Origin of the sequence: Novosphingobium sp. 32-60-15, assembly GCF_002280675.1 — a bacterium.
Classification (GTDB): domain Bacteria; phylum Pseudomonadota; class Alphaproteobacteria; order Sphingomonadales; family Sphingomonadaceae; genus Novosphingobium.
The window spans coordinates 1-17,523 of record NZ_NCEN01000036.1 but is presented as its reverse complement, the minus strand read 5'-3'; the positions used below and the strand labels follow the sequence as shown (position 1 = coordinate 17,523).

General features: G+C 59.7%; 15 protein-coding genes, 2 tRNA genes and 2 pseudogenes. 14 read left to right on the top strand and 5 right to left on the bottom strand.

Translation table 11 applies throughout. The annotated features are described in order from the left end of the window. Positions 1-5: 5 nt before the first annotated feature. Positions 6-667 (bottom strand): annotated as a pseudogene (locus B7Y89_RS16965) (IS5 family transposase); the annotation flags it as partial. A gap of 107 nt (positions 668-774) precedes the next feature. Here B7Y89_RS16965 and B7Y89_RS16960 point away from each other — a divergent pair. From B7Y89_RS16960 to B7Y89_RS16940, 5 genes are all read left to right on the top strand, one after another. After that, entirely contained in the window at positions 775-1,677 is a 903-nt protein-coding gene (locus B7Y89_RS16960) for a TraB/GumN family protein (RefSeq protein ID WP_292940345.1), read from the top strand. Next, entirely contained in the window at positions 1,674-2,564 is an 891-nt protein-coding gene (locus B7Y89_RS16955) for a TraB/GumN family protein (protein WP_292940342.1), read from the top strand. Before B7Y89_RS16960 ends, B7Y89_RS16955 begins: the two co-directional genes overlap by 4 nt. 130 nt (positions 2,565-2,694) lie before the next feature. Beyond that, positions 2,695-3,291, top strand: a complete 597-nt coding sequence (locus B7Y89_RS16950) for a 50S ribosomal protein L25/general stress protein Ctc (protein ID WP_292940339.1) — start codon at positions 2,695-2,697, stop codon at positions 3,289-3,291. A 133-nt stretch (positions 3,292-3,424) separates the two neighbouring features. Further along, entirely contained in the window at positions 3,425-3,991 is a 567-nt protein-coding gene (gene pth, locus B7Y89_RS16945) for an aminoacyl-tRNA hydrolase (RefSeq protein WP_292940336.1), read from the top strand. A 141-nt stretch (positions 3,992-4,132) separates the two neighbouring features. Continuing rightward, positions 4,133-4,594, top strand: coding sequence for a PEP-CTERM sorting domain-containing protein (locus B7Y89_RS16940; protein WP_292940332.1), 462 nt, complete (start codon positions 4,133-4,135; stop codon positions 4,592-4,594). A 17-nt stretch (positions 4,595-4,611) separates the two neighbouring features. On the opposite strand, the gene B7Y89_RS16935 is transcribed toward B7Y89_RS16940, so the two are convergent. Continuing rightward, complete coding sequence (locus tag B7Y89_RS16935) at positions 4,612-6,126, bottom strand: tetratricopeptide repeat protein (RefSeq protein ID WP_292940329.1); 1,515 nt, start codon at positions 6,124-6,126, stop codon at positions 4,612-4,614. 127 nt (positions 6,127-6,253) lie between these two features. Between B7Y89_RS16935 and ychF the strand changes: the two genes are divergently transcribed. Together ychF and B7Y89_RS16925 are read left to right on the top strand one after the other, a co-directional pair. Then, a complete protein-coding gene (gene ychF / locus B7Y89_RS16930) occupies positions 6,254-7,354 on the top strand; it encodes a redox-regulated ATPase YchF (protein WP_292940327.1) in 1,101 nt (366 codons plus the stop codon). Between the two features lie 84 nt (positions 7,355-7,438). Next, the gene (locus B7Y89_RS16925) at positions 7,439-8,224 is read left to right on the top strand and encodes a DUF1206 domain-containing protein (RefSeq protein WP_292940324.1); all 786 of its coding nucleotides are present in this window, start codon (positions 7,439-7,441) and stop codon (positions 8,222-8,224) included. 11 nt (positions 8,225-8,235) lie between these two features. Here B7Y89_RS16925 and B7Y89_RS16920 read toward each other — a convergent pair whose 3' ends face one another. Both B7Y89_RS16920 and mutL read right to left on the bottom strand, forming a co-directional pair. Further along, the gene (locus B7Y89_RS16920; protein ID WP_292940321.1) at positions 8,236-8,736 is read right to left on the bottom strand and encodes a hypothetical protein; all 501 of its coding nucleotides are present in this window, start codon (positions 8,734-8,736) and stop codon (positions 8,236-8,238) included. Next, positions 8,733-10,520, bottom strand: coding sequence for a DNA mismatch repair endonuclease MutL (gene mutL / locus B7Y89_RS16915; RefSeq protein ID WP_292940317.1), 1,788 nt, complete (start codon positions 10,518-10,520; stop codon positions 8,733-8,735). Before mutL ends, B7Y89_RS16920 begins: the two co-directional genes overlap by 4 nt. A 188-nt stretch (positions 10,521-10,708) precedes the next feature. Between mutL and B7Y89_RS16910 the strand changes: the two genes are divergently transcribed. The 7 genes from B7Y89_RS16910 to B7Y89_RS16880 all read left to right on the top strand — a co-directional run bounded on the left by B7Y89_RS16910 (position 10,709) and on the right by B7Y89_RS16880 (position 16,790). Beyond that, positions 10,709-11,755 carry a rod shape-determining protein gene (locus tag B7Y89_RS16910; protein ID WP_054109575.1) on the top strand — a complete coding sequence of 349 codons (1,047 nt, stop codon included), beginning with the start codon at positions 10,709-10,711 and terminating at the stop codon, positions 11,753-11,755. Positions 11,756-11,819: 64 nt separating this feature from the next. Beyond that, on the top strand, positions 11,820-12,725 hold the full coding sequence (gene mreC / locus B7Y89_RS16905; RefSeq protein WP_292940312.1) for a rod shape-determining protein MreC: 906 nt from the start codon (positions 11,820-11,822) through the stop codon (positions 12,723-12,725). Then, positions 12,722-13,273, top strand: a complete 552-nt coding sequence (gene mreD, locus B7Y89_RS16900; RefSeq protein WP_292940309.1) for a rod shape-determining protein MreD — start codon at positions 12,722-12,724, stop codon at positions 13,271-13,273. The genes mreC and mreD overlap by 4 nt, the downstream gene beginning before the upstream one ends. Further along, positions 13,270-15,363, top strand: a complete 2,094-nt coding sequence (gene mrdA, locus B7Y89_RS16895; RefSeq protein ID WP_292940306.1) for a penicillin-binding protein 2 — start codon at positions 13,270-13,272, stop codon at positions 15,361-15,363. The genes mreD and mrdA overlap by 4 nt, the downstream gene beginning before the upstream one ends. Beyond that, entirely contained in the window at positions 15,363-16,478 is a 1,116-nt protein-coding gene (gene rodA / locus B7Y89_RS16890) for a rod shape-determining protein RodA (protein ID WP_292940348.1), read from the top strand. Before mrdA ends, rodA begins: the two co-directional genes overlap by 1 nt. 111 nt (positions 16,479-16,589) lie before the next feature. Further along, positions 16,590-16,665 (top strand) — tRNA-Lys (locus tag B7Y89_RS16885). Between the two features lie 49 nt (positions 16,666-16,714). Next, positions 16,715-16,790: transfer RNA gene (locus B7Y89_RS16880), tRNA-Lys, on the top strand. Between the two features lie 286 nt (positions 16,791-17,076). On the opposite strand, the pseudogene B7Y89_RS16875 reads toward B7Y89_RS16880, so the two are convergent. Continuing rightward, positions 17,077-17,388: pseudogene (locus tag B7Y89_RS16875) on the bottom strand (integrase core domain-containing protein); the annotation flags it as partial. Positions 17,389-17,523 lie beyond the last annotated feature (135 nt).

Here is a 17,523-nt window from a genome sequence, read left to right as displayed (position 1 = left end):
CTAGGTCACCGACTCATAAATCGCATCCAGATTTTGGCTGAGGCGAGTTTGACGAGGGCGAGGTAGTTTGCGTCGTGCTTCTCGTATCGAGTTGCGACGGCTCGGAAGTGCTTGAGCTTACTGAAGAAGCGCTCGACGAGATTTCGGTAGCGATAAAGGAAGGCGCTGAATGCCGGCACCTTCCTCCGGTTCGGCAAAGGTTTGATGTTGGCCCAGGCACCTTGTCCGGCGATCTTCTCACGCAGCGCGTCACTGTCATAGGCGCGGTCGGCAAGGAGGATCTGATCCTCGCCGATCGCGTCGAGCATGTCGGCGGCGCTGCGGCCATCATGGGCTTGGCCCTCGGTGAGCTTCAGCATGATCGGCAGGCCGTTCGCATCAACAAGCGCATGGATCTTGGTGGTCAGTCCGCCCCGCGAGCGCCCCATGCATCGGGCTGGAGCGTCGTCCCCAGCCTCGGCTTCCTTCGGACCCCTTTTTTTGCATTCGCGCCATGCTGATGGACGCGGATCGAGGAACTATCGATCATCTGAAGCTCGCCTTCATAGGCTCTCGACACCGCCTCGAAGATGCGGTCCCAAACTCCCGCTTTGCGCCATCGAACGAAGCGGTTGTAGCAGGTCGTCGGTGGGCCATAGCGCTCAGGTATGTCCGCCCAAGGCGAACCGAGCTCGTAGCGACGCACGCTCATCATAAGCTCCCTTCCAGGAGCTTGAATCACGACCACCCCAAAAAGGGAATCCCATTTATGAGTTTGTGACCTAGGACGATGAAATGACGATCAAACGCACTCTTGTTTCGACCCTTGCCCTTGCCGTGACCGTTTTGACGGGCACCGTCCAAGCGCAGGAACTACCCGTCCCGCCTCCAACGGTGCAGCACCTCAAGCCTGCACTGTGGAAAGTGGCGGATACCGACACGACCATCTATCTGTTCGGCACGGTCCACGTGCTGCCCAAGAACCTGGTCTGGTTTGATGGTCCGGTGGCCAGCGCATTGGACGCATCAGAGCAGCTGATCACCGAAATCCCCGATGTTCCCGATGCCGAACAGCAAAAAGCGGTAATGGCTGTGGGCCTGCTGCAAGGCGGAACTTTGCGGTCTTTGTTGGGCAAGGATGAACGTGCGGCTTATGAAGCGCTGCTGACGCGGCTGAAAATCCCGGCCGATGCCTTTGACGCGTTTGAGCCGTGGCTGGCGGGCGTGACGCTTGGCACGATGCCTTATGCGCTGGCAGGATATGGCGAGGATGACGGCGCGGAAAGCGTTTTGCGCAAGGCGGCGCTGGCCAAGGGCAAAAAGGAAGGCGCGCTTGAGACTGTGGGCTTTCAGCTCGGCCTGTTCGACAGCCTGCCGCGTCAGGCGCAACTGCGGTTCCTGAATGAGGCCGTGAGCGATTTTGACAAGGCCATGCCGCTGATTGGCGCCATGATGCAGCACTGGGGCGCGGGCGAACCCGATGCGCTGGCGGCTGTGCTGAATGACGAGATGGATGATCCCGCCATGTCAGAAGCGCTGCTGTATCAACGCAATCGTGATTGGGCCACATGGATCGCCATGCGGTTGAACCAACCGGGGCAAGTCTTTGTAGCAGTGGGTGCTGGCCATCTTGCGGGCGAAAAAAGCGTGCAGGATGTGCTGAAGCAAAAGGGCATTGCGGCAGAGCGTGTGCAGTGAAATTCCTGCTGCGCCTTGCCTTGTTTGCAGCTTTAGGCATGGCGGTGGCGTGGTTCCGCCGCGATCCCGCACCCCAGAGCGATGCAAAAGTGGCGTTGTGGCAAATTGCCGATAAAACCGGCGCGGTGCGCGGCTATATGTTTGGCACCGTCCACGCTTTGCCGCCGAAAACCAACTGGTTGCGCCCGGCGATTACAGAGGCATTGGGCAGTGCGGACCGGCTGGTCATGGAAATTGCCGAGCCGCTGGATCAAAACGTTGCGGGCGAGGCTTTGGCGCGGTTGGCAGGGACACCCGGCCTGCCCCCGCCTTCACAACGCTTGCCAGCGCCCTATCGGGACAAGCTGAACAGCGTTTACCGCAAACTTGATTTATCGGACGCCGACTTTGCCGATACGGAAAGCTGGGCGGTGGCATTGCAACTGGCCGCCATTGCCGGACAAGAGGCGGGCGCCGATCCGCAAAGCGGAGCGGAACCGCAATTGCGCAAACTGGCAGGGGCCAAGCCGATTGCGGGGTTTGAAACGATCGACAGCCAGTTTGGCATTTTCGATGCGCTGCCGCCGCGCCAACAGCAGGTGTTGTTGCAGGAAGTTACGGTTGAAGCCGCCAGCGATATGGACGAAAAGGCCGACATGGTGACACTGTGGCTGCGCGGTGATGATCTGGGCATCGCCAGCGAAACCAATCGCGGCTTCCTTGCCGATCCCGGTTTGCATCAGGCCTTGTTGACCAACCGCAACCGCGCATGGGCGGTGCAACTGGACGCCATGTTGAAGCAAGGTGCAAAGCCGTTCGTGGCGGTGGGGGCAGCGCATCTGGCGGGGTCTGACAGCTTGCAACGCTTGATGATGGCGCGCGGGTGGCAGATCAAGCGGATTCCTTGAGTGGACAGTGCCGGATTGCTTGCATTTCCCGGCAAAGTCGCTAAGGGCCGCCGCTTCCCTGTCATGGTCATCCCTGGAGGCGTGGCGGAGGAAGTATTGAAACATAGCATTTCTTGGAAGGTACTGACACATGAGCGAGACGCTTACGCTGTCGGCTGAGACGCGCGATCGGGCAGGCAAGGGAGCCTCCCGTGCACTGCGTCGCGAAGGCCGCACCCCCGCTGTCATTTATGGCGGCAACGAAGCACCGGTTGCAATTCACCTCGAAGAAAAGGCGCTGAACAAGGCGCTGGGCACCGGCCACTTCTTCAACTCTGTCGTCGAGCTTACTGTGGACGGACAGACCTTGCGCACCCTGCCCAAGGACGTCGCTTTCCACCCGGTTTCGGACCGTCCGCTGCATGCCGATTTCTTCCGCATTTCGAAGGATTCGGTTGTTCACGTTGACGTGCCGGTTGTCTTCATCAACGAAGAAAAATCGCCCGGCCTGAAGAAGGGCGGCATCCTGAACGTGGTTCGCCACGAGCTGGAAATGATCTGCTCGCCAGACGCGATCCCTGACGACATCATCGTTGATGTTTCGGGCTACGAAGTTGGTGATTCGATCCACATCAGCGCAGTGTCCCTGCCTGCTGGCGTGAAGCCTGCGATTGACCGCGACTTCACCATCGCCACGATCGTTGCTCCTTCGGCGCTGAAGAGCGGTGAAAGCGAAGCGGAAGCTTAAGGCTTTCCGATGCTCCCGCTTTGGCGGTGAGCTTCCAAAAGATACCCCTTCCGCCCGGTGCGGGAGGGGTTCTTTTTTGCGTGGCGGGTTTACGCTATGTCTTCACCTGCCAAGCACAAGGAACCCAACCCCAATGAAACTCTGGGTCGGCCTCGGAAATCCCGGACCGCAATATGCGTTCCACCGGCACAATGTGGGCTTTATGGTGCTGGATACCATCGCCGAGGTGCACCGCTTTGGCCCCGTGCAGAAGAAGTTTCAGGGCTGGTTGCAGGAAGGGCGCATCGGCACGGAAAAAGTGCTGTTGCTCAAGCCTGCCACCTTCATGAACGAAAGCGGCCGCGCCGTGGGCGAGGCGATGCGGTTCTATAAACTCGGCATCGAAGCGCTGACCGTGTTCCATGACGAACTGGATCTTGCACCCTTCAAGGTCAAGGTGAAGCAGGGCGGCGGGACCGCAGGACACAATGGACTGCGGTCGATTGACCAGCATCTGGGCGCGGATTTCCAGCGCGTGCGGCTGGGCATCGGCCATCCCGGCCACAAGGACCGCGTGACAGGCTATGTGCTGGGCAACTTCGCCAAGGCCGAACAGGATGATCTGGTCGATATGCTGGGCGCAATCGCGTCAGAGGCCGATTGGCTGGCGCGCGGCGACAGCGTGCGGTTCATGAACGATGTGGCTTTACGCCAGCAATAATCCAGACATCAAAAACTGTCGGTCTGGCTTACAACTCCGATAATCTTCCCGGGCGTTAACCATCTAAACACCTTATTTTAAACATCTGGCACCACAATTGCATTGAATTCGGCAGTTCCGAGTTAACCAATGGGGGTTAGTATGAAAATCCGCGCTTCAGTCATCGCCGCGACCGCTCTTCTGGGCATGTCCACGGCAACGCCGGCCCACGCCACGTGGTGGCTGCAAACCAAGCACAAGCATTATTGCCACTGCGGCCACACCGGCGGCGGATGCGGCGGCACGACCAGCAGCACGTCCAGCACCACCGGCGGCACCACGACCACGTCGAGCACGACTGGCGGCACAACGACGTCAGGTGGCACCACGACTTCGGGCGGAACCACCACAACGTCATCCACGTCGGGCGGCACCACCACAGGCGGCACCACGACCACGACCTCGGGCGGCACCACCACCACGGGCGGAACCACCACATCGGGCGGCACAACGTCTTCATCGGGCGGCACAGCGGTTCCTGAACCCGGCATGCTCGGCATGATGGCTTTGGGCTTGCTTGGCATCGGCTTTGCCCGTTCGCGCAAGGTCAAGCCACGCGCCTGATCAGGCAGGCAGGGTTCTTACCCGCCTTGGGCGGTTGAGAACCTTGCAAGGCTGCGCTTGAAAACAGCGTTGCCAGGATCAGTGTCACTGGCCTGCTTCAACAAGCTGAGCGCGGTGGCACGGTCCTTACCCCCCACAGCCCGGACATAGCCTGCCATATAGGTCATGTCCGGGTCCTCGGGGCGAAGTGTCCGCGCTTCATCGGCTGCGGCAATGGCTTCATCAACGCGGCCTGCATGGCTTAAGGCCAATGAAAGCCGTTTTAGCACTTCGGCATCTTTGCCCATTTGCGCCAACTGGCCATAGGCAGCGATTGCGCCATTCCAGTCTTCGCTTGCAATGGCGGCCCGCCCCTTTCGGTTAAGTTCAACCGACTGGCTGGTGCGGACGGCAGCAAGCCGTCCCTTCAAGGCATCGGCATCAGGGCTGCCCATCGCGCGCGCCGCCTTTTCCGCCACATCCAGTTCATCTTCCCCGGCAATAAGGCTGTCCGAAAGTGGACGCACTGTGGCATAGGCCGCCGCCGCATCGCCTGTGGCCATTTGCGCCTGCGCCAGCATCAACCGCGAATAGGGATTGTTGGGCGAACGGCTGAGCGCGCGTTGAAACAGCGCCCGCGCTTGTTCAGGATGGCCCGTGCGCAGCATCGCTTCGGCATATGTCAGGCCATTGGGCGAGATGGGGTCCAGCGTGCTTTCCTGCTTTGCAAGCACCGTGCGCACTTGTTCCCAATCTCCCTTCATCGATGCGAACTGCACCTGAAGATCGGTAACGCCGCGATCATCGGGAGCAAGCGCTGCGGCCCGCTCCGTCATGGCAATGGCATCGTCAAGCTTGCCTTCAATGTCATAGGCTTTTGCGCGCGCCATCCATGGATCAGCCAGCTTGGGATAACGCTTTGCCGCACGATCAAGCGTGGCATGAGCGTCGGCCAATTTGCCGCGCCGCGCCGCGATGTCTGCCGATAGCATCAGCGCGTCGAAACTATCAGCTTGAAGGCGGAACAGCGTTGCGACTTGCGCTTGCGCGCCGTCAAGGTCCTGTGCGTCGATCAGGAAGCGCGCGTAATCGCGCAACAACAGGGGATCATTGCCCACCGCAATCCCGCGCCGCAACGCGTCAATTCCGCCTTGCGTGTCTTTCAACGCGATCTTGGCCGCTGCCCGCACCCGCCATGCCGTGGTCGAATTGTCATCTGCCAGCATCGTGAGGGCCTGTTCAGGCTTTCCGCGCAGAAGCGCTGCTTCGGCCCTGATCTGGTTCAGTTCCGCACCCTTGAAGCCCAGTCGCGCCAACCGGTCGGCACTGGATTGTGCGCCTTCACCATCACCCAACCGCAATTGGACGCCTGCCAACAGCTTCAGCAGTTCGGCATCATCCCCTTTGGCTGCAAGCGCCGCGGCCAGATCAATCCGTGCAGCGCCAAGTTCCATACCGGCGATTTCATCGTGCGCGCGGGCAATCCGCGCAGCAGGATCATCACCACAAGAAGCGATCAGCAGGGCGAGCGGGAGAATCAGGGTCTTTTTCATGGAGCCATTATCGCACCCAGCCCTGAAATTTTGGTGAAAACCCAAGAAGAATAGGCTGAATCGTCGGCGAAGGTTTCCAAACCCGCCAACGACCGCTAAGGGCGCGGTCCAGACAAGGAGTGTGGAAATGGGTTTTCGTTGCGGTATCGTCGGGCTTCCCAATGTCGGCAAGTCGACGCTGTTCAATGCGCTGACCGAAACGCAGGCCGCGCAGGCGGCGAACTATCCGTTCTGCACCATCGAGCCCAACGTCGGCAATGTCGGCGTTCCAGACCCCCGGCTTGAGGAACTGGCACGCATCGCCGGAAGCCAGAAGATCATCCCTACGCAACTGGGCTTCGTTGATATTGCGGGCCTTGTGCGTGGTGCTTCGAAGGGCGAAGGCCTTGGCAACCAGTTCCTTGGCAACATCCGCGAAGTGGACGCCATTGTCCATGTGTTGAGATGCTTTGAGAACGATGACATCCAACACGTTGATAACAAGGTTGATCCTGTGTCTGACGCAGACACGGTGGAAACCGAATTGATGCTGTCCGACCTTGAAAGCCTGGAAAAGCGCGTTCCGGCAGCGGTGAAGAAGGCCGCGCAGGGCGACAAGGAAAACAAGCTGATCGCATCGGTCCTTGGCCAAGCGCTTGAATTGCTGCGCGAAGGCAAGCCTGCCCGCCTGACCAAGCCCAAGGACGAGGAAGAAGAGCGCGTTTTCAAGCAGGCGCAGTTGCTGACAGCCAAGCCCGTGCTTTATGTTTGCAATGTTGACGAAGAGAGCGCGGCTGAAGGTAACGCCTTTTCGGCCCGCGTGTTCGAAAAGGCCAAGGCCGAAGGCGCAAACGCGGTGATCGTGTCTGCGGCCATTGAATCCGAGCTGGTCGGCATGGACCCCGAAGAGCGCAGCGTGTTCCTTGAAGAAATGGGCCTGCACGAAACCGGCCTCGCCCGCGTGATCCGTTCAGGATATGAACTGCTCCACCTGATCACGTTCTTTACGGTTGGCCCCAAGGAAGCCCGCGCATGGACGACGCATCAAGGTGCAAAGGCGCCTGAAGCGGCTGGCGAAATCCATTCAGACATGCAGCGCGGCTTCATCCGCGCAGAAACCATTGCCTATGATGACTTCGTATCGCTGGGCGGTGAAAGCGCGGCGCGTGATGCGGGCAAGCTGCGACAAGAAGGCAAGGAATATGTGATCAAGGACGGTGACGTCCTGCATTTCAAATTCAACGTCTGATCACAAGCGGCTGATAGCCGGGCACTTTTACGGCCTTAATACGTTCACCGGGCTCAACCAATTTGGCGGAGCCCGGGAAGCGCAATGGTCGATAAGTCTGAAAAAGTCGTTTGGCTGGCACGCGTTGGATTTGCCACCCGTGGCGTTGTCTACATTCTGTTAGGCTATTTGGCCCTGACCACCGCAGGTTCCGAAACGGTCGATGATGGTGCAAGTGATGCATTTGCGGTCATCGCCGACATTCCTGCCGGTTGGGCAGTGCTGTACCTCGCTGCGGCAGGCTTGCTTGGTTATGCACTTTACCGTTTTTCCGCCGCTTTCTTCGATATTGAGCGCAAGGGATCGGATGCCAAGGGCATGGCCCTTCGTGCTGGGTATTTTGTCAGCGCTGTGTTGCACACGGGCATGGCGTGGACGGCAGCGAAATTTGCCAGCGGCGCAAAGAGTACTGGCGGAGATCAATCGGCCCAATGGGCGCAAAGCGCGTTAGGCTATTCGCTTGGATCGACGCTGCTTGGGCTTGTCGGTGTTGCCCTTGTCGTCGCCGGACTTTTTCAGGCAAAGACAGCCTACACCGCCAGCTTTATGCGCAACGTCTCTTCCAATGCACCCCAAACAACGTGTCCAATCGGTCGTGCAGGACATGCTGCGCGTGCTGTCGTGTTCATGCTCATTGGTTGGTCATTGCTGCGTTCGGCATGGTTTGAAAACAGCCGTGAGGTCTTGTCGCTTGGCGGCGTGATCAACGATCTGCGCGATACTGGCGATGCCTTCACGCTGGTTGCCGCAGGCTTGCTGCTGTTCGGCGTGTTCAGCGTCATAATGGCGCGCTACCGGATCATCCCGGACCCGTTGCCGTCATCACGATAACCATGGCGGGATCAAATCGTCCGGCATTGAACGTCGCCACTGGCAGTATAAACGGACCTTTCGTGCTCGTCGGTAATCACCAACTTGCCCTTGAACTGCTTTCCGGTGCCCAGTGGAGCAATCGGTCCGGTTGCCGATAAGGTCAGCGCGTTCTCTTTGCCGGTGTAGCGCGACCAACTGCCCATCGGCATTTGGGCGCTGCCGGTATCGGGGGCCAGAATGATCACCGTATTTTCAACCTTGATCACCCCGCGCTTGTCTTGCGCCAGCAATACCGCGCCAATCCCGCCGCCTTCAGCCACAAACGCACAACCGGTGCCGTGCAGCTTGTTCTTGGTGATATCGGGCGAAAGGATTGGCTGAAGCAGCAGTGCTTCGACCGGAGCCTTGATGTCCTGCGCCGCGTTGACCGCAGCAATAGCTTGCGCGTCAGTCGGCTCCTTTTCCTCGCATCCGGCAAGGCATAGAAGTCCGGCAAAGATCAGCGCGCTGCGTAGCAAGACCGGCATCATTTTCTCCCGAACAGCTTTTCAATGTCACCATGCGCCAGTTTAACCCACGTCGGACGGCCATGATTGCACTGCCCCGAACGCGGCGTCACTTCCATTTCGCGCAGCAAGGCGTTCATCTCTGCCACCGACAGCGTCCGCCCTGCCCGCACCGAACCGTGGCAAGCCATTGTCGCAAGGATCAGATCAAGCTTTTCGCCAAGCAGCAAGGCATCGCCATTTTGCGCCAAGTCATCGGCAACGTCGGCCACCAGCTTTGCCGGATCGCCTTTGGCCAACGCAGCAGGAATGGCCCGCACCAGCATCGCCCCCGGCCCGAACCTTTCGAGCACAAGCCCGAACTCGGCCAATTGGGCAGAGGCCTCCTCCAACCGGTCACAAGCTACTTCCTCAAGCTCTACCACCTCACCGATCAGCAATGCCTGACTTTGCGCCGCGCCCTGCCCTGCACCGCCCGCGCGCAACCGTTCCAGCACAAGACGTTCGTGCGCGGCGTGCTGGTCAACGATGACCAGACCATCCTCGGCCTCGGCCACGATATAAGTGTTGGCCACTTGGCCGCGTGCGACGCCCAGCGGGTGCTGCGCGGCTGCGACAACCGGCTCTGACGCTTGTTCTGCTCGTGCTGAAATGGGGGCGAGGACCGATTGTTCATAGCCGCGCCACGCCTGACCTGCATCAGAAACCCGCGCTTCGGGCCGCCAGGTTGGCGTAAAGATGGAACCTTGCTGCACTGGAGCCACCGGTTCGGCCTGCCACGCCGCCATCGCGCTGGCAGATGGGGCCTGCGCCGAACGCCGATCACCGCTCGACAAGGCATGGCGCAGACCGGACACGATCATGCCGCGCACCAGTTGCGGATCGCGAAAGCGTACTTCGGTTTTGGCGGGATGGACGTTGACGTCCACTTCACCGCCGGGAACCTGAAGGAACAGCGCCAAGACCGCATGGCGATCGCGCGCAAGCATATCGGCATAGGCCCCGCGCACAGCACCGATCAGCAGCCTGTCCTTGACGGGTCGGCCATTGACGAACAGGTACTGGTGATCAGCCATTCCCCGATTGAATGTGGGCAGGCCCGCAACGCCAACCAGGTGGTAATCACCGCGCGCCAGATCGACCGCAACCGAATTGCCCGCCAATTCGCGCGCTACCAGTTGCGCGACGCGTGCCTCCAGCGTCTCATCGGGCTGGACATGCAGGGCGCGGCGGCCATCATGCTCAAGCGTAAAGCCAAGATCAGGCCGCGCCATGGCAAGACGGCGCACCACGTCCTGCGCTGCGGCCCATTCTGACCGGGCACTGCGCAGGAATTTGCGGCGGGCGGGGATCTTTTCGAACAAGTGCTCCACCCGCACCCGCGTTCCGGGAGGCAGGGCAGCAGGGCCTTCGGACAGGAGCGTGCCATTGTCGACCACGCGCTTCCAGCCATCTGCGCTACCCTGCGGGCGACTTTCGATAGTCACCTGTGCAACCGAGGCTATCGACGGCAGGGCCTCGCCGCGAAAGCCGAGCGTCTCGACCTCTTCGATTGCTTCATCGGGCAGCTTTGATGTGGCATGGCGTTCCAGCGCCAGGGCAATCTCGTCAGGCCGCATGCCACAGCCGTCATCTGTCACTTCAATCATGGCAAGACCGCCTTCGGACAAGCGCACGTGGATGTGCACAGCGCCTGCATCAATGGCGTTTTCGACCAGTTCTTTCAGCGCGCTGGCAGGGCGTTCAACTACCTCGCCGGCGGCGATACGGTTGATCAAGGTTTCAGGAAGACGGCGGATGACTCGCATAGTCAGACAGAGCCTAGCGCCGAACCTGCGTTTTTTCGAGACAAGCGGAAAAGTTATCCCTTCAATCGCGCACAAGCCTATGGGTTTTGCCGGTAACCCCTGCTAGGGAGCCACCTTCCCGGGCGCAAATTCTAAGGGGTCTGGCGCATGCCCGTGCGCCAAACCGCAGTTTATTTACGGATTTTCTGATGGCTTCGATCTTTTCTCGATTCTTCAAATTCGGCTCGCAAAACATCGCGATCGATCTCGGCACGGCCAACACGCTGGTTTACGTGCAGGATCGCGGCATCGTTTTGAACGAACCTTCAGTCGTCGCCATCGAAACCATCAACGGTATCAAGCGCGTCAAGGCTGTGGGTGATGACGCAAAGATGATGATGGGCAAGACGCCTGACAACATCGAAGCGATCCGCCCGCTGCGTGATGGCGTGATTGCCGACATCGAAGTCGCCGAAGAAATGATCAAGCACTTCATCCGCAAGGTGAATGGCTCGAAAAGCCTGCTGCGTTTCCCTGAAATCGTGATCTGCGTGCCCTCGGGCGCCACCTCGGTTGAAAAGCGCGCGATCCGCGATGCTGCCAGCAATGCCGGTGCCAGCCAAGTCTATCTTATCCTTGAACCAATGGCCGCCGCTATTGGTGCCGACATGCCCGTCACCGAACCCATCGGTTCGATGGTCGTCGATATTGGCGGTGGCACGACCGAAGTTGCGGTGCTGTCGCTACGCGGCCTCGCTTACACCACATCGGTGCGCGTCGGTGGTGACAAGATGGACGAAGCCATCGTTTCCTACGTGCGCCGCCATCACAATCTGCTGATCGGTGAAGGCACCGCTGAACGCATCAAGAAGGAATATGGCATCGCCACCGTTCCCGCCGATGGCGTAGGCGAAACGATTGCGATCAAGGGCCGCGACCTGGTCAACGGTGTGCCCAAGGAAATAACGATTACGCAGGCCAATGTCGCCGAAGCGCTGTCTGAACCCATCGGCGCAATTGTCGAAGGCGTGCGCATCGCGCTGGAAAACACCGCGCCTGAACTGGCGGCAGATATTGTCGATCAGGGCATTGTTCTCACTGGCGGTGGCGCTTTGATCCGCGGCCTTGATGAACATCTGCGTGAAGAAACGGGTCTGCCTGTCAGCGTCGCCGAAGACCCGCTGTCATGCGTGGCGCTGGGCACCGGGCGTGCGATGGAAGATCCGATCTATCGCGGCGTGTTGACCACGGCTTGATCGTCATACGTTGATTGCAATACGGCTCCCGGATGGACGGGGGCTGGCTTGAAGGGGTGAACGCATGGCGCGGTCGAAGGACCGGCGCCCGGGCTATTCGCGCAGGGCGCAATACGGGATTTTCACCGGCTACGTGATTGCCTTGCTGGGCGTCGTGGCAGGGGTTATCGTGCTTGTCATGTCGCTGATCAATCCGGATGCTTTCTCGTTTGCCCGCAGTTCTGCCGCAGAAGTCGCAAGACCGATGGGTCAGGCAAGCGCAAAGGGCCGCGCCACCAGCCAGTCGGTTTTCGGCGCAATCGGCGCGTATTTCAACGCAGGCCAGCAAAACACCGATTTGCGGCGAGAAGTTGATGCGGCGCGCGCCAACGCAGTCTCGATGCAATCCTTGCAAGATGAAAACCGCCGATTGAAAGCGCTGCTCGGGATTGTCGATCCTGTGCGCAAACCGGTGGCTACCGTCCATCTTATCGGATCCACGGCATCAAGCACGAGGCGCTTTGCCGTGATCGATGCAGGTAGCAATCAAGGCGTGAAGCCGGGATTCCCAGTGCGCGCTGCTTCCGGCCTCATCGGGCGGGTGATTGAGGTAGGGCCGGATACCGCGCGCGTGTTGTTAGTCACCGATCCTGAAAACGTCGTGCCCGTCCGCCGCGCGAACGACGGACTTGCCGCTTTCGTCCAGGGGGCATCGAACGGGCGCATCGATATCCGTTTGATCAACATGGGCGTGAACCCAGTGAAGAAGGGTGACGTCTTCGTCACGTCCGGTTCGGGTGGGCTTTATCCGCCGGGCATTCCGGTGGCCGTGGCAACTGACCCGCACCGCGATGGTGCGATTGGCCATCTGGCGGCTGATCCGGCCAACAACGAATTCGTGATCGTCGAACCGAGCTATCAGGCACAAGCAGCCGCACAGCTTCAGCAGATCGCCAAGGACGGTGAAGGCACCGCGGCAGAAACGCCGTGAACTGGAGTGACATTGGCTCTGGCGCAGATGTCGTCCGCAAGCGGATCAACCGTGAACCGCTGCCCATGCTCGCCATCGGGCTGCCATGGCTGAGCATTATCCTTGCCTCTATGGCCAGCTTTTCACCGATCATTGCCTCGGCACCGATCATGCCGCCGCTGGCCTATCTCATGCTGCTTGGCTGGCGGATGATGCGTCCCGGTATGCTGCCCGTATGGGCCGGCCTGCCGTTGGGCTTCGTCGACGACCTTTATTCGGGGCAACCGTTCGGTTCGGGCATTTTGCTGTGGTCCATCTCGATGCTGGCGATGGAAATTATTGACGAGCGCTTTTTGTGGCGCAGCTTCGCGCAGGATTGGCTTGCCGCCAGCCTTCTGACGACCGGCTACCTCACGGCATGCGCGGTTCTGGCTGGCTTTGTCACAGGCTATCCCCTGCCCTTTGTGATTGTTCCGCAAGTGTTGATGTCCGTCATGTTCTTCCCTGTCGTGACAGGCGTTATCGCCCTTCTGGACCGTGTGCGGTTATTGCCGCTGAAGCGGTTATGAAACTCAATTCGCGCCTGCCGATGACATCGGCAATCCTGACTCACCGTTTTGAGCGGCGCACCTTTGTACTGGGCGCATTGCAAACCGGCGTCGGGGTGCTTCTTGCCACCCGCTTGGGCTACCTTGCCGTCGCGCAGAACGAGAAATACCGCGCAGATTCCGAAAGCAACCGTGTTAACCTTACCCTGATCCCGCCACGGCGCGGCTGGGTGCTGGACAGGTTCGGCAATGCGCTTGCCGCCAATCGTGCAGACTTCCGCGTCGATCTTATTCCCGACCGCGTCGATGATCCTGATCGCACCATGGCAACGCTTGCAGGCCTGCTTGATTTGCAGCCCGACCGTGTGCGCGATATCCGCGACAAGCTTGATAAAGCGCGCGGGTTCCAACCTGTCGAAGTTGCCTCAAGCCTTGATTGGGACAAATTCGCCGCCGTGTCAGTGCGTTTGCCCGAACTGCCCGGCGTCATCCCCCAGCGCGGCTATTCTCGGTTCTACCCGGCTGGCGCGGCAGTGGGCCACCTTGTCGGCTATGTCGGCGCGGCATCGGCTGAGGATTATGAAAAAGAACGCAATCCGCTGCTGATCACGCCGGGTTTCAAGATCGGCAAAGACGGGCTGGAAAAGAACTTCGAAACACGCTTGCGCGGTGTGCCGGGAGCGCGCCGGGTCGAGGCGACCGCTTCGGGGCGCATCGTGCGCGATCTTGGTACGCGTGAGGATGTTCCGGGCAAGCCCATCCAGTTGACCATCAACGCCGGCCTGCAAGACTATGCCGCGCGCCGCATCGGCCTTGAATCCGGCTCGGTCGTGGTGATGGATTGCGAAACCGGCGATGTCCTGGCCATGGCCTCGATGCCCAGCTTTGATCCCAACAGCTTTTCTGACGGCATTGGCCGCATCGAATGGAAGATGCTGTCCGAAGATGATCACGTGCCCTTGCGAAACAAGGTTCTGCGCGGGCTCTATCCCCCCGGCTCCACGGTCAAGCCGATGGTGGCCATGGCATTCCTCGAAGCAGGGCTTGACCCAAGCGCAAGTGTCGGTTGCGGCGGCGGATTGCGCGTCGGCAACCGTGTGTTCCACTGCTGGAACCGGCGCGGCCACGGCACGGTTGATATGGCCAAGGCCATTTATCAATCGTGTGATGTCTATTTCTACCACTTTGCGCAGAAGCTGGGCATGGATGTGATCGCCACAATGGCCAAGCGTCTGGGGCTGGGGCAGGAATTCCCGATGCCCTATGCCGGCCAATCTTATGGCACCGTGCCCGATCCTGCGTGGAAGTTGCGCAAGTATCAAAAGGAATGGGCGCTTTACGATACCGTGAACGCAACCATCGGTCAGGGCTACATGCTGGTCAACCCGCTGCAACAGGCGGTCATGGCCTCGCGCATTGCATCCGGCCGCGAAGTCATGCCGAGATTGGTGCTGGACCGCAAAGCCCCCCCTGTAAAATCCATGGGCTTCCGGCAGGATCACCTTGATTTCATCCATTCGGCGATGAGCGAAGTGGTCAACGGGCGCGGCACAGCAGGGCGCGCCAAGCTGCCGATTGATGACGTGTTGATGGCGGGTAAGACCGGCACAGCCCAAGTCGTCGGCCTGAACGTGGCCAACGGCAAAAGCGGCGCATGGAAGTACCGCGATCACGGCCACTTCATCGCTTTTACCCCATACGATAAGCCCAAATACGCTTGCGCGGTCGTTGTCGAACATGGCGGCGGATCAGGCGCCGCCTATCCCATCGCGCGCGACGTCATGACCTATATTTTCGCGCCGGACAAAGCGATGGCGGTGCTCGACGAATTCGAAAAGCAATGGGGCGGCAACGTGCAACAGCGTATGTCTGCGCGCTACGACAGCTTTGCCGCCAAATATGGCGGCAGCGCGCCAAAGCCGGTGCCAGATGATGAAGAACTGACCGAACAGGCCGAACAAGCGCGTAAGCGCGATACCGCGCCCGCCATTGTCCAGACCGACGCCGCCTCTCCGCGCCCGGAGCCTGTGGCTGCCCCGCAGCAAGGAGCCACCCCTGCCACGGCCCCATCCGGCAGCCCGGCGGCAGCAACGCCGCAGGTGCAGCCATGATGCCCCGCGCATACGTTCCGGCGGCCATCGCGCGTCAACCGTGGGGCGTGCTGATCCCGCTGATGGCACTGGTCGGCTTTGGCGCGGCAGTGCTCTATTCGGCGGCTGGTGGACGGTTTGAAACGTGGTCGATGTCGCACCTGATACGCTTCTCCATTTTTCTGGTGATGGCCATGGTGATCGCCCGGCTGCCACAGGAACTGTTCCGGAAAATGGCGATCCCGGTCTATGTCGTCCTGTGCCTGTTGTTGATTCTGGTTGAATTGATTGGCGGGATTGGTGGTGGCAGCCAGCGCTGGCTGAACCTTGGCTTCATGACGCTGCAACCATCCGAACTGATGAAACCGGGCATCGTGCTGGTGCTGGCGTGGTTCTATTCCGTACTGCCTGTTGGCGAGACGCAGAACTGGCGCGCGCTTGGCCCTGCTGCGGTTTTGCTGGGCGTTCCGGCAGGTCTGGTCATGCTTCAGCCCGATCTTGGCACCGGCCTGTCGATCACGTTCGGCGCGGTGGTGGTGATGTTCCTTGCCGGATTGCCATTGCGCTGGTTTCTGGGCGCAGGCGGCGCAATGCTGGTCATTGCACCGCTCGCGTTCTTCACGCTGCTGCACGGCTATCAGCGCAACCGCGTGCTGGTGTTCCTTGATCCTGAAAGCGATCCTTTGGGGACGGGCTATCACATCACCCAATCGAAAATCGCAATCGGTTCGGGGGGCTTTTTCGGCAAAGGCTTTGGCGATGGATCGCAAAGCCACCTGAATTACCTGCCTGAATCCCATACGGACTTCGTCTTTGCCACGATGGCCGAGGAATGGGGCATGATTGGCGGCCTGTTCGTGCTTGCCGTGTTCGGCCTGATCTTTCGTTGGGGCCTTAAAGTCGCCCTTGACGCACCAGACCGGTTCCCGCGCTTGCTGGCAGCGGGTATGGTGATGACCATTTTCTTCTACATGTGCATCAACCTGATGATGGTCATGGGCCTCGCTCCGGTCGTCGGCATTCCATTGCCGTGGATGAGCCATGGCGGATCATCCATGATGACCAACATGATCTGCATCGGCACAATCATGGCCGTGGAACGCTGGAACCGCGTCGCTCCCCGCAGCCTTTCCTGATCCGTGGCGTTCACAATCGGGAACCTGCCACAAAAAAGCAAAATTGGGGCTTGGCAGGGTCCAGAAAAACGCTAAGGGGGCTGCTCCCGAACGGGATTGCCGGATGGCAATGGACGCATAGCTCAGTTGGCAGAGCAGCTGACTCTTAATCAGCGGGTCCTTGGTTCGAGCCCAAGTGCGTCCACCACCATCCCCTTCCCCGCCCCACCGCACGGTGCAGGCTACCATCCGGGTACGGACGCATAGCTCAGTTGGTAGAGCAGCTGACTCTTAATCAGCGGGTCCTTGGTTCGAGCCCAAGTGCGTCCACCAAAATTCTGAATTATTTCAGGATTTTATACTCAGAGCCAGAGGCCACTGAAAGCAGTGACCTCTCGCTAGGTAGCTCCCTAGGTAGCTTTTATTTTCACTCGGATATTTTTATGGTCGATGGTGATTCGCCCATGATGGCTTTGAGCAAGAAAACTGCAGATTAAATTTCGCGGAAACAGCCATGTTTACGTGAACCCCAACCTTCATCCGGTTGCGATTAGAGTCTCGGCATCGTTGTGACGATCCCCCCGGTTTTGTGTCCGGGTTCAATGTTAGCCTCCGGCCTTCATCTGCCGGGGTTAACCTCGGCAGATGAAGCAAATTCGGCTGGTGTCATCCAGCCAAGCGAGGTGTGAGGACGGCACTCATTATAGTCTCGTCGCCACGCCTCGATCTTGTTCCTGGCATCGTCCAATGACAAGAACCAATGGGTATTGAGGCATTCGTCACGGAGCCGCCCATTGAATGGTTGGACGAAGGCGTTGTCGGTGGGGTTGCCTGGACGTGAGAAGTCCAGCTTCACACTGTTTTCATAGGCTCAGCGATCCAGGGCTTTCGCAATGAACTCGGGGCCATTGTCCACCCGAATGGCGCGGGGCGCTCCGCGTATGGTCGCGATCCGCGTCATTGCCTCGACTGTCAATCGGCGTCCAAACGGGACCCACTATCGGCGTGCAAAAGGGAACCACCTGGCGGCGTGGCGCTGGGTTGATGGCGGGCGCGGATTTCGCGC